Source organism: Bacillus cereus group sp. BfR-BA-01524 (genome assembly GCF_022662595.1).
Classification (GTDB): domain Bacteria; phylum Bacillota; class Bacilli; order Bacillales; family Bacillaceae_G; genus Bacillus_A; species Bacillus_A thuringiensis_S.
This window is the reverse complement of the sequence record NZ_JAKUDW010000038.1, coordinates 24,250-50,466: the sequence shown is the minus strand read 5'-3', so window position 1 is coordinate 50,466 and position 26,217 is coordinate 24,250. Positions and strand designations below refer to the sequence as shown.

Genomic DNA, 26,217 nt, shown 5'->3' with positions numbered 1-26,217 from the left:
TTTTCTCCACCACCTGTTGGCGGTGTTGTTGGATTTCCTTCACCAGTTTCTTTATCATCATTTTTCTTCGTTATATCAATTGCATATTTCGCAAATTCATTTTCAGATGGTCCAACATATGAAATCTTTCCATCTTTCTTTATATACTTTTGTGCATTTGGTGAAGAATCAAATGTTGTATTTAATTTATCTGCAACAATCGGTTTAAATGTCCAATTTTGATCAGCTGCTGGATCAATATCTTTTATTTTTTGCATATACTTCACAATGATTTGACGTGTTTCATCTTGTGATTGGTATACAACTTCCCCTTTACTTACACCTGGGAACGTTTGGCTACTTCCACGATAGTTATTTGTAGCGACGATGAACTCTTGCTTGTCAGCTACTGGCTTACCTTCATATGTCATATTTACAATACGATTAGCATTTGCATTTACAACTTTTCCATCTTTATCGTATTTCGCCGGTTGTGTTACATCAATTTCGTATTTTAAGCCATCTAAAATATCAAAGTTATATGTAGGATAGCCTATATTTACTAACGGCTGTTCTTCTGTTTTCTTTGGATCAATTTTATTAAACTGACCTGCAGACATTTCAAGCCATTCTTTCACTTGTGCCCCATTTACTTTTACAGCATATAACGTATTCGGATATACATATAAATCTGCAACGTTTTTAATTGCTAACGTTCCAGCTGGAATATCAGTATAATATGTCGCACCGTTTCGGCCACCTGCTTTAAATGGTGCTCCTGCAGATAAAACCGGAATATCTTTAATCTTTTCGTATTCTGGTTTTTTAAGTTCTTGTTCTACATACCATTTTTGCGCATTTGTCACAATTTGTACGGAAGGATCATCTTGTACTAATGAAAAATAACTATTAATTGGTGCTTTCGTTTCACCTACATGTGTATTTACATATTCGATTGTCTTTTCATGTTCATCTTTAATTTCATTAACTAATTTTTGATCAGATTCTACTAATGGATTACCTTTACTATCAGCAATCGGACGAAGTTGCGGCTTAGACTGATCTTTTTGCACTTCCCATTTTCCGTTTACCTTTTTCAATTGCATATCAATAATACCTAAGTTACTACCAAAAACACCCGGCATTACAACTGGAACACCATTAAATACGTCCTTCACTTCAGTATGTGAATGTCCCATTAATACTGCATCTACGCCTGGAACTTGTGTTGCTAAATGATATGATGCATTTTCCATTTTATTTACTTCTTTATATTCGCTCTTATCGACGCCTGAATGAGCCAATGCAACGATAATATCTGCACCCTCATTTTGCATTTTTTTCGCCATTATTTTTGCTGTTGCGACGATGTCTTTCGCTTTTACTTTTCCTTCTAAGTTCGCTTTATCCCAGTTCATGATTTGTGGTGGAACAAATCCCATTACACCAATTTTCACTATTTGTTTTTGGCCTGCTTCATCCACTACTTCTTTCTTTAAAATATGATATGGTTTAAAATAATTTTCATCGTTCTCTTCCTTATCATCATGGTCAACTTTATATACATTCGAGTTAATAACCGGGAAATCCGTTTTTTCAATCACCTTGTTTAAATAATCTAAACCGTAGTTAAATTCATGATTCCCAAGAGAGATGACGTCATACTTCATTAAATTCATTACACGATATAATGGATGTGTATAACTAGGATCCACACGATTCTTCGGATCTTTTATTTTATTCGCTACGTAATCCCCAAGCGGTGTCCCTTGTAATGCATCCCCATCATCAAATAGGACAGAGTTTTTCACTTCTTCACGTGCTTTATTAACGAGTGTTGCCGTTTGTACAAGACCTACTTTATTATCTGTTTTCGTTTGATAATAATCGTAATTCATTAAGTTAACGTGAATATCTGATGTTTCTAGAATTCGTAAGTTAACTGTACTCTCCCCAGTGTTCTCATCTGCATGAGCTGTTGCTGGCATTACTTGCGGTGCCATTACACCAATCGCAAGAGTTGCTCCAGCTAGCATTTTTTTTGACTTTTTCACAAAAAATCCCCCTTATACAATTACCAGAAATAATGAAATGAATCCCTATCTGTCTCTAACCACATACCTTTTTTCTTCTATTAGAGACACAATTTTCATTTCACCCTGCGCTAACGAGTAGTCCCCTTAAACGCTCGATTGATGAAGACTAACAATTAATAGGAAATAAAGCTCCCACTAATTAAAATTTCACCTTATCTGACATTATCATATATAAAGTTCTTTCCTATCGTCAATATTTTTTGACAAACTTCAACAAATTTTCTGTAAAGTTATTATAAACTTTTCATAAACATATAATATGCCCTTACATTGCTAATACTGCTGAATATGATACAATTACCAATTACAAGGAGGATGAATTTATGAAAAAAGTCATCTTAACAATTGTTTGTCTCCTCCTTCTGATCATTTCTTATTCTTATTTTGAAAAGAACGACGAGACAAAACAAAATGAATCTGAAGAAAAAACAGAAAAAACATCTGCCCCAAATTGGATTGATAAGCAAACAAACGAATCATTTTATCATCTTGTATTAGGTGATTCACTCGCTAAAGGATATGGATCGACACAAGGTGGATTTGCTGAATTAGCCTCTAAACAAATAGAAGCACAAACTCATAAACCAATTACTGTAGAAAACCTTGGGATAAACGGTCTTACAACAGATCGTCTCGCTAAAAAAGTTCAATCAGAAGATGTAAAGCAAAAAATTAGAGCAGCAAATATCATTACAATTAATATTGGGGGAAATAATTTATTTCGCTTAAATCGTGATGTCGGTGTTATAGACGGTATTAAAATGTTAAATAAAGAAAAAGCTCATTTTGAAGCGGATGTAAAAAATATTGTAAAGACAGTCCGAGATCAAAATCCGGATGCTTTACTCATTCTTTCTGAACTCTATAACCCGTTACAACTCGATGACTCCATCGCAAGTTATGCAGATATGTTTTTAGACGGCTGGAATGAATCCGTTTATTCCATTGCAAAAGTGAATCAACCATCTATCGTTTTGCCAATTCGTAAATTAATATCGAATGATAAAAAAGAATTGCTCTTTGACCAAGTACACCCAAATGATAAAGGCTATACGATTATTGCCGATTCATTTACAAAAAGAGTGTTGGCCTACAAATATTAAAATTCCCATGAAACAATTCTATTTTTATAACATGTCTTTTTTGTTACAATGAGAGTGGAAGGGGGCCTTTATATGGAATCACGCGAGTGGGAACGTATTGTTGATCATCTTCTTTCGCTAGTGCCTCTTTTTTATCGCAAATTTATGCTTCCTGGAGAATTTTCTTCTCAAAGACATATGCCGCCATCACATACACAAGTATTACTGCTTTTGCATGAAAACGGCACATTAGCAGTTTCCGAAATCGGCAAGCGGCTAGCGATTTCACGGCCTAACATGACACCTCTATTAAACAAACTTATTCAAGAAGAACTAATAGAGCGTCATTATAGCGAAAAAGATCGACGGGTCATTTTAATTTCTCTAACAGCTGAAGGGAAATTATTAGTAAATCAGTATCAGCAATTCATTTTAGACAAACTAAAAGAAAATTTCCAAACATTATCTGAGGAAGAGCGCGAAAAGCTCATTCATTCTCTTCAAACCATTCAAAATTTAATTTTGAAAACAAACGTATAAAGCTGCTTCTAAATAGAAGCAGCTTTATGATTCGTAATAATTACCATAGTACACATTGGAATATGGCCATGTTGTTAAATATGGTTTTTTTTCCTGTGTAGGCTGTTGTTGTGGTAATTGTGGTATTTGCTGTAATTGTTGTTGCCGATATAATTCGTATTGTCTACTCGTATCATAAACCGGATAATAATTTACATATGGATATACTTGAGGTACGTAATAATAATACATTATCCTCTCCTCCTTTTTCTTAAACATATTCAAAGGAGAAAATGAATGTGACATTGTTTATAATTGTACAAGTGGTTCTCTCACTCGTTTCTTCCTTTTCTTCAAGCGTAACTTACGGTTCTTTTCGTATAAATAATGCACAACGAAATATGAAATGAGACCAAACACAACTCCTAAAATCGTCATTCCAATTAATACATACACTTCACTTTGTAATAAGCTCTTTAATATCGTAAAAATGTGACTGGAAAACAAATCCGATATCGTAAATGGTTCATGATGAATTTTCTGTACATGAAATGGATAAATCATTTTTCCTAGCGCATACGCAAGCGGAAATAAAAATACTGGGAGAAACGATATTTTCCCAATAATATTGCCAATAACTGCCGCAGGAAAAGATCCCTTTGCTAACCTGACGATTGGATAAAATATTACATATACGAGCGATGCCGTATAAATGACTAACATTTCTAAGCCGAATCCTATAGCAAACCCTAACGATACTTTCTTTGCGCCTTCTGGCGATCGAAGCAACTTATAATATTGAAACTTTAATATTCTCCACATCCGCTGAAAAAACGAATATGTTTTCTTAGTTGTTTTCACCCTCATCATCTCTTTAACTATATTTTTATATGTAGTATGTCCTTACACACTCTGAAAAACAAATTTAGTTTTCTCTTTTATTATAAATGATATCGAAATGGTTAACCAAATATACATCCGACATTTTAATATAAAAAAACCTCCCTTTTAGGAAGGCTCTTCTACATTTTTAAATAAACTCACTAATAACGCTTTTTGAGCATGCAATCGATTACCAGCTTGCTCAAAGACGATAGACTGTGGTCCATCTATAATTTCTCCTGTTACTTCTTCTTCACGATGGGCAGGTAAACAGTGTAAGAAACGATATGTTTGCTTCGCATGCTTAACAAGTTCGTTATTGATTTGGTAAGGTTGAAATAAAGAATATTTCTCTTCTTCGCCCTCTTGCCCCATGCTCATCCAAACGTCAGTATAAATGAAATCTGCTTCATTCACCGCTAATTCAGGATCATGCAAAACTTCAATTTCAGCTCCTGTTTCCTTGGCAATCGCTAACGCTTTTTTTACAATCTCTTCATTCGGTTCATATCCTACAGGCGTTGCAACAGTCATATGCATTCCGACTTTTGCACTTGCTAGCAACAATGAATGACATACATTATTTCCGTCACCTACGTAAGCCAATTTTATTCCTTTAAATGTATTTGTTTCTTCATATATCGTCATGAGGTCTGCCAATGCTTGACAAGGATGATGATCATCCGTTAAACCGTTAATAACAGGAATACTCGATTCTTTTGCAAGCTCTTCTACATCCGCGTGTGAGAATGTACGTATCATGATCCCGTCAATATACTGCGATAATACTTTCGCAGTATCTGAAACGGTTTCTCCTCTCCCCATTTGCATCTCTTTCCCACTTAAAAACATACCATGTCCCCCGAGCTGTACCATTCCCGCTTCAAAAGATACGCGAGTACGAGTTGAATGCTTATCAAAAATAAGCCCTAATATTTTGCCTTGTAATAAAGGCTCTTGCTTATTCTTTTTTAAATATATAGCGAACTCAATTAAAGAAATAATTTCTTCTTTCGTTAATTCTTCTAGTGTTAAAAGATCTTTCGTATTTAATTTCGGTACTTGTACAGTTGACATGAAACTTCCCCCTTATATGATTGATACGTGTTTTGTACAAACTACTTTTTTTATTATATATACTGCCTGTTCTAACTCTTCATTCGTGACAATGAGTGGCGGTAATAGTCTTATAACATTAGGCCCTGCTTGTAATACGAGAAGTCCTTCTTTTTCTAGTTGTTCTATAAAACTTGCAACTTCATGCTTACACTCAATCCCAATCATAAGCCCCTTACCACGTATATTTTGAATACATTCGACATGTTGTAATTCCTCTTGCAACTTCTCTAATACGTACTCGCCCTTTTCTTGTACTTCTTTTAAAAACGATGGTTTTTTACTTACTTGCAATACTTCTTTCGCTGCAGCCATCGCGATGTAATTCCCACCAAAAGTTGAACCGTGTGATCCTGCAGTAAACGACGTTCCGAGCTCTTTCCGGCCAATCATTGCTCCGACAGGAACCCCATTCCCAAGTGCCTTTGCAACGGTAACGATATCAGGCTCTATTCGCACTTGTTCATAAGCGAATAGTGTTCCAGTTCTTCCTATCCCCGTTTGTACTTCGTCTATAATAAATAAGGAACCGAACTTATTACATAATGTTTCAATCCCTTTCAAAAAAGATAGATCAGCAGGTATTACTCCTCCCTCTCCTTGAACAACTTCTACCATTACCGCCGCAACTTCTTCATTCATTACTTCCTCTAATGCTTTAATATCGTTAAAAGGGATATGTAAAAAAGATGGAAGTAATGGACCAAATCCTTCTTTTACCTTATCTTGGCCCGTTGCACTCATCGTTCCAAATGTTCTACCGTGAAAAGACTGCTGGCATGTTACGACGAGAGATTTTCCAGTATGCTTCCGCGCTAACTTTAAAGCTGCTTCATTTGCCTCTGCCCCGCTATTACAGAAAAACACATAATCTAATGCTCTATTTTCTGTTAATAATGACGCAACTTCTTCTTGTAAGCTGTTTGTAAACAGGTTAGATATGTGCCATATATCATCAAGTTGCTCTTGTACACCTTTCAAAACAGTAGGGTGACAATGCCCTAAATTACATACGCCAATTCCTGATGTGAAATCTAAATATTGCTTACCGTTATTATCAATAACTTTCGTTCCAGTTCCCTTTACAAACTCGATAGTTCTTCTGCCATACGTTTGAAAAAGATGACTTGTCATACGATACTCACGCCTTTCGTTACCGTCGTTCCAATACACTCTCCTGTAACTTCAGTAAAATCTTTTGTACCATTCACAATACTTATCTTTTGCACTCCCATTTTTAATGATGCTAGTGCCGCCTGTACTTTCGGAATCATCCCACCTGTAATAACACCTGTTTCTATAAAAGTAACAATTTCAGATTCATCCGTTTCCTTTACCAAATTCCCTTCATGTAATATTCCATCTACATCCGTAATAAAAATGAGCTCTTTTGCCCCTAACGCGGCCGCTATCCCAGCTGCAGCATTGTCCGCATTTATGTTATAAATTTCATTACCATTTACCCCGATTGGAGCAATAACAGGAATATAATTCATATTCATTAGCCCTTTTAGTAAGGACGTTTCGACATAACTTACTTCTCCCACATATCCTATCTCCTCGCTGACAGGTTCAACTTGAAGTAAATTGCCGTCACACCCTGAACAACCTACCGCAAGTAAATTATGCTTTTGTAAATTCATTACGAGTTTTTTATTCGTACTTCCGCATAGCACCATTTGAACAACATCCATAACTTCTTTTGGTGTCACTCGTAATCCATCTCTTTTTTCTACTTTGATGTTGCAATCTTTTAATTTAGCATCAATTTCTGGGCCGCCACCATGGACAATCACTACTTTATACTTCTGCTGTAATTTCTTTATACAATCAAAAAACACATCATTTAATTGAGCCAACATGCTACCGCCGCATTTCACTACAATATATTCGCTCATCTTCCCTCTCCTTATGTACGATAACAAGCGTTTATTTTTACATATTCATAGCTTAAGTCACAGCCCCAAGCTGATCCTTTCTCTTCACCTAAATGTAAATACACATTAATGACTATTTCATCTTCTTGTAATCTCTCTTTCATTTCTTCTTCAGCAAATGTTTGAGGCTCACTATTTTTTAATACCGATATAGATTGAAGAGTAATGTCAATTGTATTTGGATTAATAGCTACTTCACTTTGTCCAATACTGCTAATAATTCGTCCCCAGTTTGGGTCTTCACCATGTATTGCTGTTTTCACAAGACTCGAACCGACTATTTGCTTTGCAATTTTTTTTGCCTCTTCATTCGTTTGAGCTCCTAGCACATTTACTTCTATTAACTTCGTAGCTCCTTCACCATCTTGCGCAATTTTTTTCGCTAAATCTTCACATACTTGCTGTAAAGCACATACGAAAGTTTCCCAATCTGTATGTTCCATATTTATCGGTCTTGTTTCTGATAATCCACTTGCCATAACGATGACCATATCATTCGTAGAAGTATCTCCATCTACCGTAATTTGATTAAATGTATGATTCGTAATTTGGGATAACACTGTTTGCAATACGTCATGCTCTATATGAGCATCTGTCGTAATAAAACTAAGCATCGTTGCCATATTCGGATGAATCATCCCTGAACCTTTTGCAACACCCGCAATCGCCACTTTCTTCCCATCAATAATCATTTCATAGCAAGTTTCTTTCGTTATAAGATCCGTCGTTAAAATTGCTTCCGAAAAAGAATATGCTTCACTTTCTTCCTTCGTCGGTATAAGAGTTGCAACTCCCTTTCGGATTATATCCATCGGCAGTGGAACACCAATTACACCTGTTGAAGCTACTGCAACGTAATTTTCTTTCATCCCAAAATGTTCTGCCCCTAATGCACGCATCTCGTAAGCGTCTTGCAATCCTTCCATTCCAGTACAAGCATTTGCATTTCCACTATTGACGATAATAGCTTGTAATTTCCCTTCTGCCGTTATACTATCCTTCGTTACTTGCAAAGGAGCTGCTTGTATTTGATTCGTTGTATACACAGCGGCACATGATGCTGGTACATCACAAACGATTGCCCCTAAATCCTTTTTCTCCTTTTTTAAACCATTTGCAGTACCAATTGCCGAAAAGCCTTTCGGCGTTACAATTGAACCATTTTCTAATTTTGTAATAGACGCTACTTTAATCATCATGTCCCCCTTATAGATAAAGCGGCATATGTTGTAAACCTGTTGTCTCTTCTAGTCCCGCTATTATGTTTGCATTTTGAATCGCTTGCCCAGCCGCGCCTTTCATCATATTGTCTATAACAGAAACGACCGTAACTCTTTCTGTTCTTTCATCGTAAGCTATGCCAATATCACAATAATTTGAGCCTCTCACTTCCTTTGGACTTGGAAATTCCCCTTGCATACAAATTCGGATGAAAGGCGATTGTTCATACGTTTCTTCATACAATTTTTGAAGTTGCTTTATTTCCATCTTTTGTTTTACTTTTGCATAAAGTGTAATCATGATTCCTCGTGATATCGGTATTAAATGTGTGCTAAATGTAATTGGCTGTAATTCACTATTCCATTCTGTAAGCATTTGCTCAATCTCTGGAACGTGCTGATGCTGGTTTACTTTATAAATATGTAAGTTATCGTATAGCTCAGGAAAATGAGTCATTGTTGTTGGTGTTTTACCTGCTCCTGATACCCCTGATTTCGCATCAATAATAATCGAATCTTCTTCAATCATGCCGCTACGTACTAACGGCGCTATCGCTAGCAATGTGGCTGTAGCAAAACATCCTGGGTTTGCAATTAAATTTGCCTTTTGAATCTCATTCCTTTTCCATTCACTTAATCCATACACTGCTTTTCTTAGAATTTCTTCTTTCGCTGCTGGCCTTTTATACCACAGTTCATATGACGAAGGATCTATCATACGAAAGTCTCCAGATAGGTCAATTACTTTTAAACCTTCTGCTAATAACTTGGGAGTTAACTCCGCCGATACTCCTGCTGGTGTTGCTAGAAATACGATTTCTGCTTCTTTTCCTATCGTCTCCACATCAATTTCTTGTAACGTATGAAAAAGGACATTTCGAAGATGCGGATATACATTTGTTATACACTCACCAACTTGTGAAAAAGAATGGAGAGATGCTATCGAAAAATATGGATGTTGTTCTAATAAACGAATTAACTCAATGCCCCCATATCCAGTGGCTCCAATAATTGCGACTTTCATAAGTTCCTCCTCATATCGATTCTTTAAATTAAGTATGATTATAATATTGTATATTTATAGAGTCAATTAAATATTTATAAATTTTTAAATCTAAAAAAACTTAATTTTACTAGAAAAATAATATACTCAACCGAATTTTTATACAGAAACATTGCATAGTAGTTTTTTATTTCACTTCAAGTACAATAAAACAATACATACGTACATACGGGCGAGGAAAAATATGAACGAAAAATTAATTGAGAAAATGATTATAAAAAGTTTTCAGCAATATCAATGCAGTCCAATATCAAAAGAAGATCAGGAAATGCTAGTGAAACATATTCAAACGGTGACTCATTCAAATATTGAAATTGATTTATACGAGGAAATTGAGGATATTGTTTATGATTATGTAACTGGAAAACAATAAAAAATAGGAGATTTCCATATGGAAATCTCCTATTTTTTACTTAATGATTTACCTGCTACACGTTCAAATAAACCTGGGAATAAAGCATAAAGTTTCGGGCCAATTCCCATCCACTTCGGTAAGTTTACTTCACGTTTTTTCGTGTGTATCGACTTTACGATTTGTTCTGCTACGTATGTTGGTTTTAACATGTAACGTCCCATATTCTTTACATATGTACCAGATTGATCCGCTATTTCAAAAAAGTTTGTATCTATCGGACCTGGATTAATTGCTGTAACATAAATATCTGTATTCGCTAATTCCATGCGTAAACTATTCGTAAATCCTAATACGGCATGTTTCGTTGCTGCATAAGCACTCGATTTCGGAGTTGCAATTTTTCCAGCAAGTGAAGCAATATTAATAATATGTCCTTCATTCTTGTTTACCATATAAGGTAGTACCGCTTTCGTACATGCTACTAATCCAAATACATTTACTTGGAACATATCTTTTACTTCACCCATTGACGCATCTTCAAACGTTTTAAAAATACCAAATCCCGCATTGTTTACTAATATATCAATACGTCCCACTTCTTGTAATACCTTTGAAAAAACAGACTGTACTTCCATCTCTTCACTTACATCTAATACATAATAATAGCAAGGCGTATTATAAGTTTCTTTAATTTTGTCTACTAACGCTTGTAGTTTCTCTTCTGTTCGAGCCATTAATACTGGAGTCGCTCCCTGTGCTGCAACTTGCATTGCAACTTGCTCACCAATCCCACTAGAAGCACCTGTAATGACGATTACTTTATTTTGTAAACGTCCTGTCATTGCTGTCACCTACTTTGCATAATAAATCAATTGTTGCGATGACTCATCAATCATCACTTGTTGATTATATGCTAAATAGTCCAATTGTCCAACCGTTTCTGAAATAGTAAGTGGTAATTGTTCTTTATATAATACTGGAAATAATTTTACACATACTTCAAATGCTGTCATTGGTTTTTCCTTTAATAACTCAAGCACTTTAAAAGCACGTGTTTCTTGCTTTTGTAATCTCGTTTCAATAAGTTGTTTCACATTTAGAACATCTTCCCCATGCCCTGATAAAATGCGTGAAATATTCATTTCGCTTAAACGCTGTAATGTTTGATTATATTGTAGTAATGGGCGTGCCCGTTCTGTTTGCCCTTCATATGGTGGTTCTAGTATTGGATTCGAAGAAATATGACTAATGAGAGCATCTCCACCAATTAATATTCCATCAGATTCTCTATATAAAGAAATATGAGTAGAAGCATGACCTGGTGTTTCAAGCACTGTAAATCCAGGCAAAGAATTAATACGATCTCCTTCTCTCACAGTATGCGTTAACGATCTATTACAAGAATATTTAAGTGTCCTCGTCGTCAATAACGACTCGTCTTTCAAAAATGCTACTGGCACACCAAACTGTAAGGCCGTCTCTCTAAAAAATTCATGATACTGCTTTAAAAACTCTGGATTTTGTGTGATCCAAGGCTCATTCCAAGGATGTCCAATAATATTCGTCTTCTCAGAAAATATATTTAAAAGTCCACAATGATCTGCATGATGATGCGTAATGACTACTGTTTCAATATCTTCTACCGTATGTCCTAATGCACCTAATTGACTTTCTAACGCATTTCTTGCCTCTTCTGTATTCGTCCCTGTATCAATTAATGTTAATGTCTCCCCCTCAACTAAAAACACATTCACAGTTTCTACTGCAAATGGTACAGGAATCTCCATTCGGTGAATCGCCGTCATGCTTAGCCCCCCCTGTCTCTTTCCGGTTCAAAAATGAATACTTCTTCAGTTTACAACTTCTATATATATTTGTCATTATTTTCAGATAAAAAGAGGTGTTTCCTATAAAAAAACGAATGTATGTACATTTATAAGAATTTCTAACCAAAATTAAAGGAGGAACATCATGTCTATTCAAAACATTTCCTTTCTCGGTGCAGGCTCTATTGCTGAAGCTATTATTGGTGGCTTGTTACATGCAAATGTTGTTAAAGGTGAACAAATTACTGTAAGTAATCGTTCTAACGAGACAAGATTACAAGAGCTACATAAAAAATACGGTGTCAAAGGTACTCATAATAAAAAAGAATTACTTACTGATGCAAATATTCTTTTTCTAGCAATGAAACCAAAGGATGTTGCAGAGGCGCTTACCCCTTTTAAAGAATACATAAATAATAACGTGCTTATTATTTCATTACTAGCAGGTGTTTCTACTCACTCAATTAGAAAACTACTTCAAAAAGACGTTCCAATTATTCGTGCAATGCCAAATACATCCGCAGCCATTTTAAAATCAGCTACCGCTATCTCCCCTTCGAAACATGCAACAGCGGAACATATTCGCACTGCAACATCTTTATTTGAAACAATTGGTCTCGTCTCTGTTGTAGAGGAAGAAGATATGCATGCTGTCACTGCATTATCCGGAAGTGGACCTGCTTATATTTATTACGTAGTGGAAGCTATGGAAGAAGCTGCAAAAAAAATTGGTTTAAAAGAAGATATTGCAAAATCACTTATTCTTCAAACGATGATTGGTGCTGCTGAAATGCTAAAAGCAAGTGACAAACACCCTTCTATTTTGCGAAAGGAAATTACTTCTCCTGGCGGAACTACCGAAGCAGGTATTGAAGTATTACAAGAACATAAATTTCAACAAGCACTTATTTCTTGTATTACACAGGCAACGGAACGATCACATAATCTTGGAAAAACATTAGAACAACTAACAAAAGAAAAATAGAAAAAGGAGCTCAAGTTTATTTGAGCTCCTTTTTCTATAATTACACTTAGTTATTGTTCTTCCCAAAAATCTCTTCTTGCAGGCGACGACCAGTCGGCGTTGCTGCAAGTCCACCTTCCGCTGTTTCACGAAGTGCTACTGGCATCGTTTGTCCGATTCTAAACATTGCCTCAATTACTTCATCACATGGAATTGTACTCGTTACACCAGCTAATGCTAAATCTGCTGAAATCATCGCATTTGCAGCTCCTGCTGCATTACGTTTTACACAAGGTACTTCTACAAGTCCTGCAACAGGATCACACACTAAACCAAGCATGTTCTTTAATGAAATTGCCATCGCTGTAGCTGCTTGATCTTGTGTTCCACCAGCCATCTCAACTGCAGCTGCAGCCGCCATTCCACTTGCTGAACCAACTTCAGCTTGGCATCCTCCTGCCGCACCAGAAATACAAGCGTTATTCGCAACAACCATACCGAAAGCTCCTGCTGTAAATAAGAATTCAATCATTTCTTCACGTGTAGGCTGCAATTTTTCTCTTAGCGCAAATAGTACACCTGGCACTGTTCCGGCAGACCCTGCTGTTGGTGTTGCACAAATAATTCCCATCGCTGCGTTTACTTCATTTGTTGCAACAGCTTTGCTTACTGCATCCAAAATCGTATCTCCAGATAAGCCTTTTCCACTCTTCATATACGCTTGAACTTTTACAGCATCTCCACCAGTTAAACCAGTTGGTGATTTCACGCCGCGAATACCACGTTCTACTGCTTGTTCCATCACGACTAAGTTCTTTTCCATACCAGCAATTACTTCTTCACGTGAAATACTTCTTGTTTCCATTTCACATTGAATCATAATTTCTGCGATTTTTACATTTTGTTCTTTAGCTTGCGCCACTAGTTCCGCTGCGTTCCGAAACATGGTGTGTCCCCCCTGCAATTAATCCATAATAGTTACTTGACAAATATTTTGTTGCGCTTTTATTTCTTCAATTACTTCATCTGCTAATAATTCATCTGTTTCAATAACCATAAGCGCTCTTCTTCCTTTTTCTTTACGAGAAACACTCATTGTACTAATGTTAATCTCGTTTGTAGCAAGGATTGAAGCTACTGCTGCAATAGCACCAAAGCGATCGTTATTTACAATAAGTAGTGCTGGACTTGTGCCTGATAATTGAAGATCGAATCCGTTTAATTCTACAACTTCAATTTTACCACCACCAATTGAGCAAGCAACCACTTCAATTTCTTCTTCACCTTTATACAAACGAATTTTCGCTGTATTTGGGTGAGGTGCATTGGCATCTTCTTCAATGAATTCCACTTCAATTCCGCGCTCTTTTGCTATTTCTAGCGCCTCTGGAATACGTAAGTCATCTGTTTCAAATCCTAATATTCCACCGATTAGTGCTACATCCGTACCATGCCCTCGATACGTCTTTGCAAATGATCCATATAACGAAATGCTTACTCTTTCTGGTTCATGACGAAACAGCTGGCGAGCAACTTGCCCCATTCTTGCCGCGCCTGCTGTATGTGAACTTGATGGTCCAATCATAACTGGACCGATAATATCAAATACTGAGCGATACTTCATCATAACTCCCCCTAAACCTCTATGCAAAAATTTATTCTACTATTCTATTAACCTGCTACATCTGTCGCTTTTCCAGTTGTACCACGAATTTGTTCTGCTGTATGAATTGGATAATTTTCAAATAACAGTAATCCAATATAACCTGAAATAATACCAGTTATAATAATACATAAGAATCTTAGCATTATTTTCATTAAAAAATGATATAAGATAATCCACAATAAAGTCTGGTAGCAATCCAAAGTTTAACACAGAAGCCATTGCAAGGATAGCATAAACAAGCGATATCTTTCCTATTATAATTCTCATGTTACTCTCTCATGGTTTAGTCAACTTCACTTGTTACGATAATAACTAAAAAGCATGTGACTTATCATAAATTATAATCTGCCCTCATTATAGCTTGTTTTTTATAAAACGCTTACTTTTGTTGAATTTTAAAAGTTCTGAATAAAAGTCCATTCCTGCTATTTGTATCACTTGTATGTCATCTGACTTATATAACAGTTTTTCTAAATAATCATTATTTCGTATTTTTATCGTATATATTCAAACCATTCTAATTTTCTGTATCATCCAAGTATAAATATAAAATAATAACAGTTTTATTTTTAAATTTTTTTAGACATAAAAAAATGGTAACCTATCGTTACCATTTTTTACAAAATTATTATTTTTCTACTGGGAATAATTTCAAATCTGTCGCTATTTCTGTATTAGAAAACAACTCTCTTGCCTCTTTCAATAATTCCTTATATGTATCTCCTTGATAGCGAGAACTAATGTGAGTTAAGATTAATCGCTTCGCATTTGCCTGAAGTGCAATGCTCGCAGCTTGCTTAGATGTGGAATGAAAATAATCATGCGCTTGTTGCTCATCTTCTGCTGCGAAAGTCGCTTCATGGACAAGTACATCTGCATCTTGCGCAAGCTCCCTACTCGCTTCGCAATATCGCGTATCACCTAAGATAGTAATAATTCTTCCTTTTTGAGGTGGGCCGATAAACTCATTTCCATTTAATATCGTGCCATCCTCTAATTCAACTACTTCTCCATCCTTTAAACGTTTAAAGATTGGACCTGGTTTCACACCCATCTCAAGCAACTTATCAACTAAAAGAGCACCTTGTATATCTTTCTCTACAATACGATATCCAAAACATTCTATACCGTGTGACAATCTTTTCGTTTCTACATAAAATTCATTATCTTCAAATACGGTACCTTCTTCTGTTATCTCCACAACTTCAAGTGGATATTTCACATGTGTCGTACTTACCGATAATGCCACTTCAATAAATTGTTTAATTCCTTTCGGTCCATACACCGTTAAAGGCGTAGTTCCTCCTTGAAATGAACGGCTACCTAATAAACCAGGCAATCCAAAAATATGATCGCCATGTAAATGCGTAATAAATATTTTTTCAATGCGGCGCGGACGTACAGATGTATGTAATATTTGATGTTGCGTGGCCTCGCCACAATCAAATAACCAAGTTTGTCCTCGTTCTTCTAACAATTGTAAAGCAATTGCTGAAACGTTCCTTCCTTTTGAAGGAACACCTGCACCAGTTCCTAAAAATACAAATTCCACTTTCTTTCCTCCAGCTCTAAATATACTCTATCTCTCATCTTACGGAATGTTATTTCAAATGGCAAATTGAATTTACATAACCAATCATCTAGACAACTATATAACACGAACGTTATACTTAAAAAATTTAGCGATCGTTCGTGTTTTGTGTTAAAATGATTATACTACATTTTAAGGGAGCGTTTTATTATGAAAGAAGTATTTCGTTTACAAACTGATTTTTCATCTTCATTTGATCGCTGGGTAAGTTCTTTCGTGTCTGATCACCCAGCACAATTAGAATGGACAACTTTAAAGGAATTAATCCATGAATATACAACATCACATACAAATGATACGTTACCAGCATATATTTCTTCAGCTTTAACATATTACGCCCAACGCGTTTCAACTACAAACAGTTCAGAGATTGTTATTTTTGAAAACCCTACAATCTCGTAATCTATAATAAAAAAGCACTGGTTACAGTGCTTTTTTTATTTATACTTATTTAGCAAATGATTATATTCCGTCCAAAAGTCTGTATACATACTTTGATCAAACTCATCTAAAATTACCTTTTCACTTGATTTATTGAATAATTCTTTTGCTTGTAGCGCAAAAGAAACAATTTGTTTTCTATATTCATTTTCATTTACTTCTATATGAAGCCCTTCATAGTATATAGCCTCTTGATCAGTAGAAATAACTTTGACAAAATCCTTTAAAACCACATTTTCACCTATATGGTTTATAGTCCAATGAATTGAAATTGGGCATCCTAACATGAGCATAGTGCCACATCCGTGCAAAATAAGCCCCTCTTCATTTTCAATATCACAAATATATTCTTTATCTAAAGTTCGTAACAGAGCTAAAGCTGATTCACTTATTCCCCATTCCTCATCCATACCTGTCTGCGTAATAATCGTTCCAGCCACATTTAAATAAAGTGAAACTTTAATCAGTGGGGGGGCACCGTCCCCACTGATTATTAGTTGAACCAATCGGGCTTTTACGGGCAGTTTGATCTCTCCCACCTAACTCCTTTGCTCTAGCCGAATTTTGAGGTGGGAGTCTTACTGCCCGTTAATGCGGGATATATTTCTCCATGAGAACATAAATCTTCCTGCTCATTAAACAACCACTTTTGATTCTCAATATTTATAATAAAATTTTGTGGTACCATTACAAATTCCCCTCTTATAAAAATATTTATTTTCCACATTATTTATAATTAATATCATGCATTTCATCTCATATATCTATTATAAATCCATTTAATATTTTAAAAACACAGATAAAAAAGATATTGACACTACGATTTTACAGTGCTAACATTCAACATGTAATTGAATATGGTCTCTGTTAGGTGAGGCTCCTGTATAGAGAAACGCTGCTGCCCAAAAATGTCGAGAGACGCCAATGGGTCAACAGGAAAGGTCGGAATGAAGGCCTTTCTTAACGTAGCTGGTTTCAGTACCTATGCTATACAGTGCTAAAACTCAACGAGGGAGAGGTGCATATATTTTGTCACACACAAAAACTGTTTTTATTTATGTCTACTAACAGTCTTTGTTGTGGACTCTTTTAACTGCGAATTCAGACCTTTACTCGTTTTGAGTAAAGGTCTTTTTACGTATCTATGCACCTTACTATGAAACAAACATAGCATATTCAGAAACTACTAAATTGTACGGAGGTGAGGAACAGTTGGCAATTGATGATTCGGCCCAGATACCCATACGTTTTACATTCATATTTCATCATGTAGGTAGGAAAGAAACTGTTCCTCACCATTTCAAATAGTTAGGTAACAGATTGTTTCCTCCTTCATGACAGAGGAGGAACTACCAATGTTTAATTTACAAAGACAAGAAACAAAGCATGCTTATGAGCAAGATAGCATGAAAACAAATAACGAATTGTTAGTGGAGGTTGCAACACAAGATGTAAGCTCTGCATTAAAACTTTTAGAAACAACACAAGATGGATTATCTAAACAAGAAGCGTCTCGTAGACTTTCTTTATATGGTCCGAACGAAATAGCTCATAATAAAATGGCGCCGTGGTACATTCAATTTCTGTCGGCATTTAAAAATCCATTTATTTTCGTTTTATTAGCTCTTGGAGCACTCTCCTTTTTCACAGATGACATACAAGGAACAATTGTCGTATCTGCAATGGTACTACTTAGTGCAACGATTCGGTTTTCCCAAGAATTTCGTTCTCAAAAAGCTGCCGATAAGTTAAAAGCTATGGTTCGAACAACTGCGAGTGTATTTAGAATAAATGGATTTGTACATGAAATAAAAAATGTAACGAATTTAAATCGAAATTACACAACAGAAATTCCAATTGAGGAACTTGTACCTGGCGATATTATTTCCCTTTCAGCAGGTGATATCGTTCCAGCTGATGTGCGTATTGTATCCGCTAAAGATTTATTTGTTAATCAATCTTCTTTAACAGGGGAAGCACTTCCTGTAGAAAAATACGAACACTGCTACCATACAGAAAATAAGCATATCTTACCGAAAAACATGAAAAAAAATTACAATCCACTCGATATGGAAAACCTTTGTTTCATGGGAACAAATATTGTAAGTGGTAGCGCAAAAGCTGTTGTCATCTCAACAAGTACCGATACGTATTTCGGCTCTTTAGCAAATAAGGTAATCGGAAAGCGTGTAGAAACAAGCTTTGATAAAGGTGTAAACAAAGTAAGCTGGCTCTTAATTACATTCATGCTTATTATGGCGCCTATTGTCCTTCTCATTAATGGATTCACAAAAGGAGATTGGCAAGAAGCTTTCTTCTTCGCTATTGCAGTTGCTGTTGGTCTTACACCAGAAATGTTACCAATGATTGTAACTGCTAATTTAGCTAAAGGTGCCGTTAACATGTCTAAACAAAAAGTAATTGTAAAACAACTAAATTCTATTCAAAACTTAGGTGCTATGAACATTCTTTGTACAGATAAAACCGGAACTTTAACAGAAGATAAAGTTGTCCTTGTTCGTCACTTAGATCCTAGTGGAAATGAATGTAATCGCGTCTTGCAATTTGCCTATTTAAATAGTTTCTATCAAACTGGATTGAAAAACTTAATAGATAAAGCTGTTATTAAGCATACAGAGGAAAACAATACATTTGATCCATCAGCTTTTCAAAAGCTAGATGAAATTCCATTCGATTTCGCCCGCCGGCGTATGTCAGTCATCGTAAAGGATAGTTCAGGTGAACATACAATGGTTTGTAAAGGTGCCGTAGAAGAAATTTTATCAATTTGTAACTACACTGAAGTGGATAAAAAAATAGTTACACTCACTGAGGAAACACGCTCAAATGTCAAAAAACTAAGCGAGACATTGAATAGTGAAGGTATGCGGGTTATTGCTGTGGCTTATAAAAAAGATAGAAAAATAAATGATAAAGAGTACGCAGTAAAAGACGAAACTGATATGATTCTCGCTGGATATATCGGCTTTTTAGATCCACCGAAACCATCTGCAGCAGCTGCAATTCAAGCATTACAAAAGCATGGTGTACAAGTGAAAATTTTAACTGGCGATAACGAAATTGTTACAAGAAAGGTTTGTAAAGAAGTTGGATTAAATATCGGCGAACCCATCCTCGGTTACGAGATTGATTCTTTACCAGATAAAGCATTAGCAAAACTTGCTGAAGAAACGACTGTATTTGCGAAGCTAAATCCAATGCAAAAATCTCGCATTATACGCGCACTACAAGGAAATGGACACACTGTAGGTTATATGGGAGATGGCATTAACGATGCTGTAGCATTACGTGAAGCTGATGTCGGAATATCCGTTGATACTGCTACTGATATTGCAAAAGAAGCTTCCGATATTATTCTACTCGAAAAAAGTTTAACTATATTAGAAGCCGGGATTTTAGAAGGGCGTACTACATTCGGAAATATTTTAAAATATATTAAGATGACAGCTAGCTCTAACTTCGGTAATGTGTTTAGCGTGTTAGTAGCAAGTGCTTTCATTCCCTTTTTACCGATGCTTGCCATTCATCTTTTAATTCAAAACTTACTTTATGATATTTCACAACTTTCTATTCCATGGGACAAAATGGATAAAGAGTTTCTAGAAAAGCCACGAAAATGGGATACTGCAAACTTACGAAACTTCATTATTTGTATCGGCCCAATTAGTTCTATATTTGATATTATCACATACGTAGTCATGTGGAATGTATTTGGCGCAAATACACCGAGCGAACAATCATTATTCCAGTCCGGTTGGTTTGTCGTTGGATTGTTAACACAAACTTTAATTGTTCACATGATAAGAACACAGAAGATTCCGTTTATTCAAAGCACTGCATCAACACCAGTCGTTTTATTAACTGCTCTTATTATGGCAATCGGGATTTATATTCCATTCTCACCACTTGGTGCAGCCGTTGGTTTACAAGCATTGCCACTTAGCTACTTCCCTTGGTTAGTAGGAATACTATTAGGCTACGCTGTCTTAACACAATTCCTGAAAAAGCTTTATATTAAAAAGTTTCATAGCTGGTTGTAAAAATAAGAATGAGTGGGTATCCCCGCTCATTCTAAAAAACATAACAGATACTTATATATGGAGGTGACCATGATGGTATGGTACGACATTGTATTCAGATTAGTTATCGCAATTATTGTAGGTGCTTGCATCGGAATGGAAAGGCAATGGAGACACCGAATGGCCGGGCTGCGGACAAATGCTCTCGTATCACTTGGTGCCTGTATATTTGTTTTATTATCCGTCATGCTTGATCATGATGCTAGCCCATCCCGCATTGCTGCTCAAGTTGTTAGTGGTATTGGTTTTTTAGGGGGTGGCGTTATTATCCGCGATGGTTTTAGTATTAGAGGGCTAAATACGGCAGCTACTTTATGGTGTGCAGCTGCTGTCGGTACTCTTACAGGCGCCGGTTTCCTCGTTGCAGCTATATTAGGTGCAGCCGGCGTGTTACTAGCAAATATACTTCTTCGCCCAATTGCTCTTTTTATGAATAAAAAATCAAAAGAAGAATCACCTGAACAAACGAACTACTTACTTTCCCTTACTTGTTCAGAAGAAAATGAAGCACATATTCGTTTTTTACTTATGCATATGGTAAGTACAGAAGGGCTCAGTTTAAAAGAGTTGTATAGTGAAGATGTAGATTCTAATCAAAAAGTTTGTATACAGGCTACATTACATTGCAAGACAAATGCAGCTATCTTAATTGAAAAAATAGTAAGTAGAATGCTATTAGAATCTGGCGTTACTGGAGCTGGATGGAAGACTTCTTTAGATTTAGAAGCGAGTTAAATAGGAAAGGTGTCATGATATTTACTACTTCATGACACCTTCTACATAAACTTATTTTCTAACTTTTGTTGAAACGACTTCTCTTGCTTACGTAGTAGTTGACTACCTCGTTGTAAAAGTGGTGTTCCATACTTATCATTAATTTGATCAATGACAGCAAGTAGCGGTTCTTTTTTTGCATCCTCTTCAAATGAAAACAAATCTAATTGTTTCACCGATTCTGTCTTCCACTCTATTTCAGTAGCTGTAACACCTAGTAAACGCACGGAATCACCATCCCAATGTTGCTTCCATAAACGGGATGCTGCTTGAAAAATATCGCGTTCTTCCCAAATCGCATTTTTCAATTGCTTACTCCGTGTTACTGTTCGCCTATCATGGTATTTAATCATAATTTGAATATTATAGCTGACAAGGGTTCGCTTTTGTAACCTTTTACTCACTGACTTTGATAAACGTTCTAACATATCAAGTAATTCTTTCTCTTCATCCATATCCTTTGAAAAAGTCATCGAGTTACCGACGCTTTTATGCTGTCCCATTTGACTCGGATCCACTTCCCTATCATCCATACCTTTTGCACGCCTTTGCAAATCAACACCGTGCTTGCCAATTTTAGAGCGAATGATATGCTCGTCTCCCTTTGCCAACTGTTCAATTGTCTGTATATGAATATCATTTAATTTTTCAGCTGTTTTCTCACCAATTCCATGCATTGCTCCAACTGGACGTGGCCAAATCAGTTCTGGAATATCGCGTTTTCGAAGCACGGTAATACCAAGTGGTTTTTTCATATCTGAAGCGGTCTTTGCTAGAAATAGATTTGGAGCAATTCCGATACTACACGGAAGCTGCAACTCTGTTAATAGTGCCTGTTGAATCATCTTTGCTATTTCAAGAGGCGAACCAAGTGCGTAGCAATCTGTAATATCTAAATATCCTTCATCTATTGAGACTGGTTGTATCTTTTCTGTAAAACGAGAAAGGACTTGAAACATTTGAAATGAAGCTTCGCGATATAATGTGAAATTAGGACGCCTTACAACTAATTGCGGGCATAACCTTTTCGCTTCCCAAAGGGGCATCGTCGTACGTATTCCGTATTCTCTCGCCTCATAACTACATGTTATAATAATTCCTTTTCTCTCTTTTTCATTTCCAGCAACCGCTAATGGCTTTCCTTGTAATGATGGATCATGAGCAATTTCAACAGATGCGAAAAAGCAATTCATATCTACATGCAAAATTACACGACCATTTTTCGGATACATTTCTCGCATAGTACTCACTCCCTAATCAGAACATTCGTTCTTTCATTATATCAAATTTTGCACAATAGTTATAATAATTACTTGTTCTTTTTTATAATCCATATAAAGAGGATACACATGTGAAAGAGGCTGATTATGATGAAATTAACTATAATATGTTCCTTGTAGTTATATTAATCATCATAATTAATTATTTACTCCTTCCAATCTTCAACATGAATACGTTTGGATTTTTCTCTCGTCTAATATTATATACTGCCATGATTTTTCTTGTATTGGCTTATACGCCTTGTAAAAATAATCGAATCAAAATAAAAAGCGTGTAAATCACAATTGATTTACACGCTTTTTCTATTCTATTACTTCGCTACTTCTTCAATAATTGCAACAACTAATTCTGCTGTTTTTGCTAACTCTTCAACAGGAATCTTCTCGTTTGTTGTATGAATTTCTTCATAACCAACTGCCAAGTTAACTGTTGGGATACCGTGTCCTGCAATTACGTTTGCATCACTTCCGCCACCACTTTGGTGAAGAGAAGGTGTACGACCAATTTTTTCAGCTGCACGTTTTGCAACTTCTACAACGTGATCGCCATCTGCAAATTTAAATCCTGGGTACATAACGTTTACTTCAACGTCTGCATGACCACCCATTTCTTTTGCAGTTGTTTCAAATGCTTCTTTCATTTTCGCAACTTGTGCTTCCATTTTCTCATTGATTAAAGAACGAGCTTCTGCAAAGATTTGTACATGATCGCAAACGATATTCGTTTGTGTACCACCTTCAAAACGTCCAATGTTTGCAGTCGTTTCAGAGTCAATGCGACCAAGTGGCATCTTCGCAATTGCTTTCGCTGCGATAGTAATTGCAGATACACCTTTCTCCGGTGCTACACCAGCGTGAGCTGTTTTCCCGCGAATAATTGCGTTCACTTTCGCTTGTGTTGGAGCTGCAACAACGATTTCACCAACTTTTCCATCGCTATCTAATGCGTAGCCATACTTCGCTGTAATACGCTCACGATCTAAAGCTTTTGCACCAACAAGACCTGATTCTTCTCCGACTGTAATAATAAATTCAATTTTACCGTGAGGGATATTTTTCTCTTTTAAAACACGGATTGCTTCGAACATTGATGCTAATCCAGCTTTATCATCCGCACCTAAAATTGTTGTACCATCTGATACGATATATCCATCTTTAATAGAAGGCTTAATTCCATTACCAGGAACTACTGTATCCATATGAGAAGTAAAGTAAATTGTATCAACACCATCTTTTGTTGCTGGTAAAGTACAAATTAAGTTACCTGCACCATGACCAGTTACAGCCATTGTGTCATCTTCAAATACTTCTACACCTAAATCTGTAAATTTCTTCGTTAATACTTTGCAGATTTCTGCTTCAAATTTCGTTTCAGAATCTACTTGTACTAATTCCATAAATTCATTTACTAAACGTTCTTGATTAATCATAAGACTGCGCCTCCTGCACTACCATTATGTATGTAACACTATTAATTATAACAGAATTTCGCAAAAGTTTCGAAATACAAGACAAAAAACAGATGGTTTACATGTCTAGATAACCATCTGCTTTCTATTACTCATTTAACAATACCCAGCGCATATGATCCTCCCACACGCCATTTACCATTAACATCTTCCTAGACACACCTTCATATTGAAAGCCTATCTTCGTCACTACTTGTATAGATGCTAAATTACGAGGCATAATCGGAGCTTCTATACGATGTAACTGAAATCCCTCAAAAGCAACTTGAATTGCTTTTCTAAGCGCTTCTGTCGTATACCCTTTGTTTAACTCTGCTTTATCTAATTTATAACCGAGTACACAAGATTGATAAATGCCACGAACGATTAAATTAAATGAAATGCACCCAATTATTTTCGTATCATCACCTTTTTTAAAAATCCATAGTCTGATGATTTTCCCTTCTTCGAACTCTTTTCTATCCTTTTGCAACTTTTTCTTTTGATAATCTAGCGTAAAAAAATCATCCGGTCTATACTCTTCCCAAGCTTTTAAAAACTCACGATTTCTGTCGTAATATTGAAGAACTGTTTCAGCATACGACTCATCAATTTCCCTTAAATATAAACGATCTGTTTCGTATATTTTCATCATCGTATCTCCATTCTTCAGCTTGCCTAACTAAAAATTAACAATATACCCTTTTACTATATTCTCTACACACACTCAAATTTCCTGTTATATTTTGCAACCCCTTCCCGAATTTTGTCCTTGCTCTCCCCTTGTCCATAATTTCATTTCTCGTTACAATGAAATTGTACTGATTTGCAAGGAGGTATAACGATGCATAAAAAAGCTCAAAAAATTATGGTTTATGTGATGCTAATTTCTATGCTTGTAACAACATTACTTGCTGGCGCGAGTATGTTTTGGTAAAAAGGGCGATGTGTTCGTCCTTTTTTTACTTTTTACACATGACAAAATAAACCATCTCGACATCGAGATGGTTTATTTTATATAAAACACAATCGCTACAATACTAAAGGAAAATGACATTACAAGTGCTATTACAAAACTTGTATATTGTTTCTGCTGAAATGCCCCGATAACAAAAGTGAGATTAAGTAATGCCATACATACAATCGCTACAAGATAAGAACATATATTAAAAGTTGCCAATATGAATGTAATAACAAATAGAAATCCCATAAAAAACTGCATATACGAAAGTTTTGGATTCAAGTACATATGAGCAACCCCTTTATCTAATTTTATCTTTCTATACTTTCATTAACGCACGGTTATGTACACATGTCAAGACAACTTATTACAATAGAAAAAGCCAACCTTTTCGTTGACTTTTTCATATGCAACGGCTCCTTTTTCTTTTGCCAATTGCTGAAATGATTTTTTCGATTTCACAATCCATACTTTCGTTCCAATTGGAATACGATCAAACAAATATTCCACATCGTTTTTCTTCATTCTTATACATCCTTGTGAAATATACTTTCCAATTGAACTCGGTTGGTTTGTTCCATGTATTCCATATTTACTTCCATCAGTTCCTCTTGCATTAAATCCAATCCACCTTGATCCAAGTGGATTTTTTGGCGATCCACCTGGAATATCCTTCGCAATATAATACGGATCCTTCGCTTTCATTACAACATCAAAAGTTCCTTCTGGAGTTAATTCATTCGTTTTTCCTGTCGCTACTGGAAAAACCTTTTGAATCTTTCCATCGTCAATGTAAGCTAATTTATTCGTTGCTTTATTTACAATAATAAAAGGATCTCCGGCACGTGGATTATCCCCAAGAGGCCAAATCGGCGATAAAGAAAGACATAATATGATAGAGAGAAGATACGGCATAG

At 35.8% G+C, this 26,217-nt stretch carries 27 protein-coding genes, 1 pseudogene and 1 riboswitch; of the genes and pseudogenes, 8 read left to right on the top strand and 20 right to left on the bottom strand.

The window, feature by feature from the left end:
* Positions 1 to 2,033 (bottom strand): bifunctional 2',3'-cyclic-nucleotide 2'-phosphodiesterase/3'-nucleotidase (cpdB, locus tag MR170_RS15610; protein WP_242308614.1); only part of this gene is annotated, 2,033 nt, incomplete at its 3' end.
* Between the two features lie 365 nt (positions 2,034 to 2,398).
* Here cpdB and MR170_RS15605 point away from each other — a divergent pair.
* Both MR170_RS15605 and MR170_RS15600 read left to right on the top strand, forming a co-directional pair.
* The gene (locus MR170_RS15605; RefSeq protein ID WP_242308613.1) at positions 2,399 to 3,178 is read left to right on the top strand and encodes a GDSL-type esterase/lipase family protein; all 780 of its coding nucleotides are present in this window, start codon (positions 2,399 to 2,401) and stop codon (positions 3,176 to 3,178) included.
* Between the two features lie 72 nt (positions 3,179 to 3,250).
* A complete protein-coding gene (locus MR170_RS15600; protein WP_000445819.1) occupies positions 3,251 to 3,697 on the top strand; it encodes a MarR family winged helix-turn-helix transcriptional regulator in 447 nt (148 codons plus the stop codon).
* Positions 3,698 to 3,721: 24 nt separating this feature from the next.
* On the opposite strand, the gene MR170_RS15595 is transcribed toward MR170_RS15600, so the two are convergent.
* The 7 genes from MR170_RS15595 to argC form a co-directional block, all read right to left on the bottom strand.
* The gene (locus MR170_RS15595; RefSeq protein ID WP_016080355.1) at positions 3,722 to 3,928 is read right to left on the bottom strand and encodes a hypothetical protein; all 207 of its coding nucleotides are present in this window, start codon (positions 3,926 to 3,928) and stop codon (positions 3,722 to 3,724) included.
* Positions 3,929 to 3,985: 57 nt separating this feature from the next.
* Positions 3,986 to 4,546 carry a DUF2062 domain-containing protein gene (locus MR170_RS15590; protein WP_002005691.1) on the bottom strand — a complete coding sequence of 187 codons (561 nt, stop codon included), beginning with the start codon at positions 4,544 to 4,546 and terminating at the stop codon, positions 3,986 to 3,988.
* Positions 4,547 to 4,684: 138 nt separating this feature from the next.
* Entirely contained in the window at positions 4,685 to 5,635 is a 951-nt protein-coding gene (gene argF, locus MR170_RS15585; protein ID WP_000108861.1) for an ornithine carbamoyltransferase, read from the bottom strand.
* 12 nt (positions 5,636 to 5,647) lie between these two features.
* Complete coding sequence (locus MR170_RS15580; protein WP_242308612.1) at positions 5,648 to 6,808, bottom strand: acetylornithine transaminase; 1,161 nt, start codon at positions 6,806 to 6,808, stop codon at positions 5,648 to 5,650.
* Positions 6,805 to 7,572: an acetylglutamate kinase gene (gene argB, locus MR170_RS15575; protein ID WP_226605053.1), complete on the bottom strand. Its 768-nt coding sequence runs from the start codon at positions 7,570 to 7,572 to the stop codon at positions 6,805 to 6,807. Before argB ends, MR170_RS15580 begins: the two co-directional genes overlap by 4 nt.
* 11 nt (positions 7,573 to 7,583) lie before the next feature.
* Positions 7,584 to 8,807 carry a bifunctional glutamate N-acetyltransferase/amino-acid acetyltransferase ArgJ gene (gene argJ, locus MR170_RS15570; RefSeq protein ID WP_242308610.1) on the bottom strand — a complete coding sequence of 408 codons (1,224 nt, stop codon included), beginning with the start codon at positions 8,805 to 8,807 and terminating at the stop codon, positions 7,584 to 7,586.
* A gap of 10 nt (positions 8,808 to 8,817) precedes the next feature.
* The gene (gene argC, locus MR170_RS15565; protein WP_242308608.1) at positions 8,818 to 9,855 is read right to left on the bottom strand and encodes an N-acetyl-gamma-glutamyl-phosphate reductase; all 1,038 of its coding nucleotides are present in this window, start codon (positions 9,853 to 9,855) and stop codon (positions 8,818 to 8,820) included.
* Positions 9,856 to 10,078: 223 nt separating this feature from the next.
* On the opposite strand from argC, the gene MR170_RS15560 reads away from it, so the two are divergent.
* A complete protein-coding gene (locus tag MR170_RS15560; protein WP_001003222.1) occupies positions 10,079 to 10,267 on the top strand; it encodes a YqzH family protein in 189 nt (62 codons plus the stop codon).
* A gap of 29 nt (positions 10,268 to 10,296) precedes the next feature.
* On the opposite strand, the gene MR170_RS15555 is transcribed toward MR170_RS15560, so the two are convergent.
* Positions 10,297 to 11,091 carry an SDR family NAD(P)-dependent oxidoreductase gene (locus MR170_RS15555; protein ID WP_016080349.1) on the bottom strand — a complete coding sequence of 265 codons (795 nt, stop codon included), beginning with the start codon at positions 11,089 to 11,091 and terminating at the stop codon, positions 10,297 to 10,299.
* Positions 11,092 to 11,100: 9 nt separating this feature from the next.
* Positions 11,101 to 12,054, bottom strand: coding sequence for an MBL fold metallo-hydrolase (locus tag MR170_RS15550; protein WP_242308607.1), 954 nt, complete (start codon positions 12,052 to 12,054; stop codon positions 11,101 to 11,103).
* A 166-nt stretch (positions 12,055 to 12,220) separates the two neighbouring features.
* Between MR170_RS15550 and proI the strand changes: the two genes are divergently transcribed.
* Positions 12,221 to 13,060, top strand: a complete 840-nt coding sequence (gene proI, locus MR170_RS15545; RefSeq protein WP_050844497.1) for a pyrroline-5-carboxylate reductase ProI — start codon at positions 12,221 to 12,223, stop codon at positions 13,058 to 13,060.
* 46 nt (positions 13,061 to 13,106) lie between these two features.
* Here the strand turns inward: proI and sdaAA are convergent, their stop codons facing one another.
* The 4 genes from sdaAA to rnz form a co-directional block, all read right to left on the bottom strand.
* Positions 13,107 to 13,985: an L-serine ammonia-lyase, iron-sulfur-dependent, subunit alpha gene (gene sdaAA, locus MR170_RS15540; protein WP_000489461.1), complete on the bottom strand. Its 879-nt coding sequence runs from the start codon at positions 13,983 to 13,985 to the stop codon at positions 13,107 to 13,109.
* Positions 13,986 to 14,003: 18 nt separating this feature from the next.
* Positions 14,004 to 14,663 carry an L-serine ammonia-lyase, iron-sulfur-dependent subunit beta gene (gene sdaAB, locus MR170_RS15535; RefSeq protein ID WP_000877449.1) on the bottom strand — a complete coding sequence of 220 codons (660 nt, stop codon included), beginning with the start codon at positions 14,661 to 14,663 and terminating at the stop codon, positions 14,004 to 14,006.
* 47 nt (positions 14,664 to 14,710) lie between these two features.
* A complete protein-coding gene (locus tag MR170_RS15530; RefSeq protein WP_173927902.1) occupies positions 14,711 to 14,848 on the bottom strand; it encodes a hypothetical protein in 138 nt (45 codons plus the stop codon).
* A gap of 485 nt (positions 14,849 to 15,333) precedes the next feature.
* A complete protein-coding gene (rnz, locus tag MR170_RS15525; protein ID WP_242308606.1) occupies positions 15,334 to 16,257 on the bottom strand; it encodes a ribonuclease Z in 924 nt (307 codons plus the stop codon).
* A 189-nt stretch (positions 16,258 to 16,446) separates the two neighbouring features.
* Between rnz and MR170_RS15520 the strand changes: the two genes are divergently transcribed.
* Positions 16,447 to 16,698 carry a DUF3932 family protein gene (locus MR170_RS15520; protein ID WP_000665709.1) on the top strand — a complete coding sequence of 84 codons (252 nt, stop codon included), beginning with the start codon at positions 16,447 to 16,449 and terminating at the stop codon, positions 16,696 to 16,698.
* A gap of 35 nt (positions 16,699 to 16,733) precedes the next feature.
* Here the strand turns inward: MR170_RS15520 and MR170_RS15515 are convergent.
* Positions 16,734 to 17,425: pseudogene (locus tag MR170_RS15515) on the bottom strand (hypothetical protein).
* Between the two features lie 168 nt (positions 17,426 to 17,593).
* Positions 17,594 to 17,761: riboswitch (M-box (ykoK) riboswitch) on the top strand.
* Positions 17,762 to 18,092: 331 nt separating this feature from the next.
* Here MR170_RS15515 and mgtA point away from each other — a divergent pair.
* Together mgtA and MR170_RS15505 are read left to right on the top strand one after the other, a co-directional pair.
* The gene (gene mgtA, locus MR170_RS15510) at positions 18,093 to 20,798 is read left to right on the top strand and encodes a magnesium-translocating P-type ATPase (protein WP_050844499.1); all 2,706 of its coding nucleotides are present in this window, start codon (positions 18,093 to 18,095) and stop codon (positions 20,796 to 20,798) included.
* A gap of 72 nt (positions 20,799 to 20,870) precedes the next feature.
* Positions 20,871 to 21,572 carry an MgtC/SapB family protein gene (locus MR170_RS15505; RefSeq protein ID WP_050844500.1) on the top strand — a complete coding sequence of 234 codons (702 nt, stop codon included), beginning with the start codon at positions 20,871 to 20,873 and terminating at the stop codon, positions 21,570 to 21,572.
* A 41-nt stretch (positions 21,573 to 21,613) separates the two neighbouring features.
* Here the strand turns inward: MR170_RS15505 and MR170_RS15500 are convergent, their stop codons facing one another.
* The 3 genes from MR170_RS15500 to MR170_RS15490 form a co-directional block, all read right to left on the bottom strand.
* The gene (locus MR170_RS15500; RefSeq protein ID WP_226605038.1) at positions 21,614 to 22,852 is read right to left on the bottom strand and encodes a DNA polymerase IV; all 1,239 of its coding nucleotides are present in this window, start codon (positions 22,850 to 22,852) and stop codon (positions 21,614 to 21,616) included.
* A gap of 350 nt (positions 22,853 to 23,202) precedes the next feature.
* Positions 23,203 to 24,321, bottom strand: a complete 1,119-nt coding sequence (locus tag MR170_RS15495; protein ID WP_000609803.1) for a tripeptidase T — start codon at positions 24,319 to 24,321, stop codon at positions 23,203 to 23,205.
* A gap of 127 nt (positions 24,322 to 24,448) precedes the next feature.
* Entirely contained in the window at positions 24,449 to 24,994 is a 546-nt protein-coding gene (locus MR170_RS15490; protein WP_042969071.1) for a GNAT family N-acetyltransferase, read from the bottom strand.
* A 189-nt stretch (positions 24,995 to 25,183) separates the two neighbouring features.
* On the opposite strand from MR170_RS15490, the gene prli42 reads away from it, so the two are divergent.
* Entirely contained in the window at positions 25,184 to 25,276 is a 93-nt protein-coding gene (gene prli42, locus MR170_RS15485; RefSeq protein ID WP_000549037.1) for a stressosome-associated protein Prli42, read from the top strand.
* Positions 25,277 to 25,348: 72 nt separating this feature from the next.
* On the opposite strand, the gene MR170_RS15480 is transcribed toward prli42, so the two are convergent.
* Together MR170_RS15480 and MR170_RS15475 are read right to left on the bottom strand one after the other, a co-directional pair.
* On the bottom strand, positions 25,349 to 25,588 hold the full coding sequence (locus MR170_RS15480) for a DUF3894 domain-containing protein (RefSeq protein ID WP_000281167.1): 240 nt from the start codon (positions 25,586 to 25,588) through the stop codon (positions 25,349 to 25,351).
* A 66-nt stretch (positions 25,589 to 25,654) separates the two neighbouring features.
* Positions 25,655 to 26,215 carry a L,D-transpeptidase gene (locus MR170_RS15475; RefSeq protein ID WP_043935917.1) on the bottom strand — a complete coding sequence of 187 codons (561 nt, stop codon included), beginning with the start codon at positions 26,213 to 26,215 and terminating at the stop codon, positions 25,655 to 25,657.
* Positions 26,216 to 26,217 lie beyond the last annotated feature (2 nt).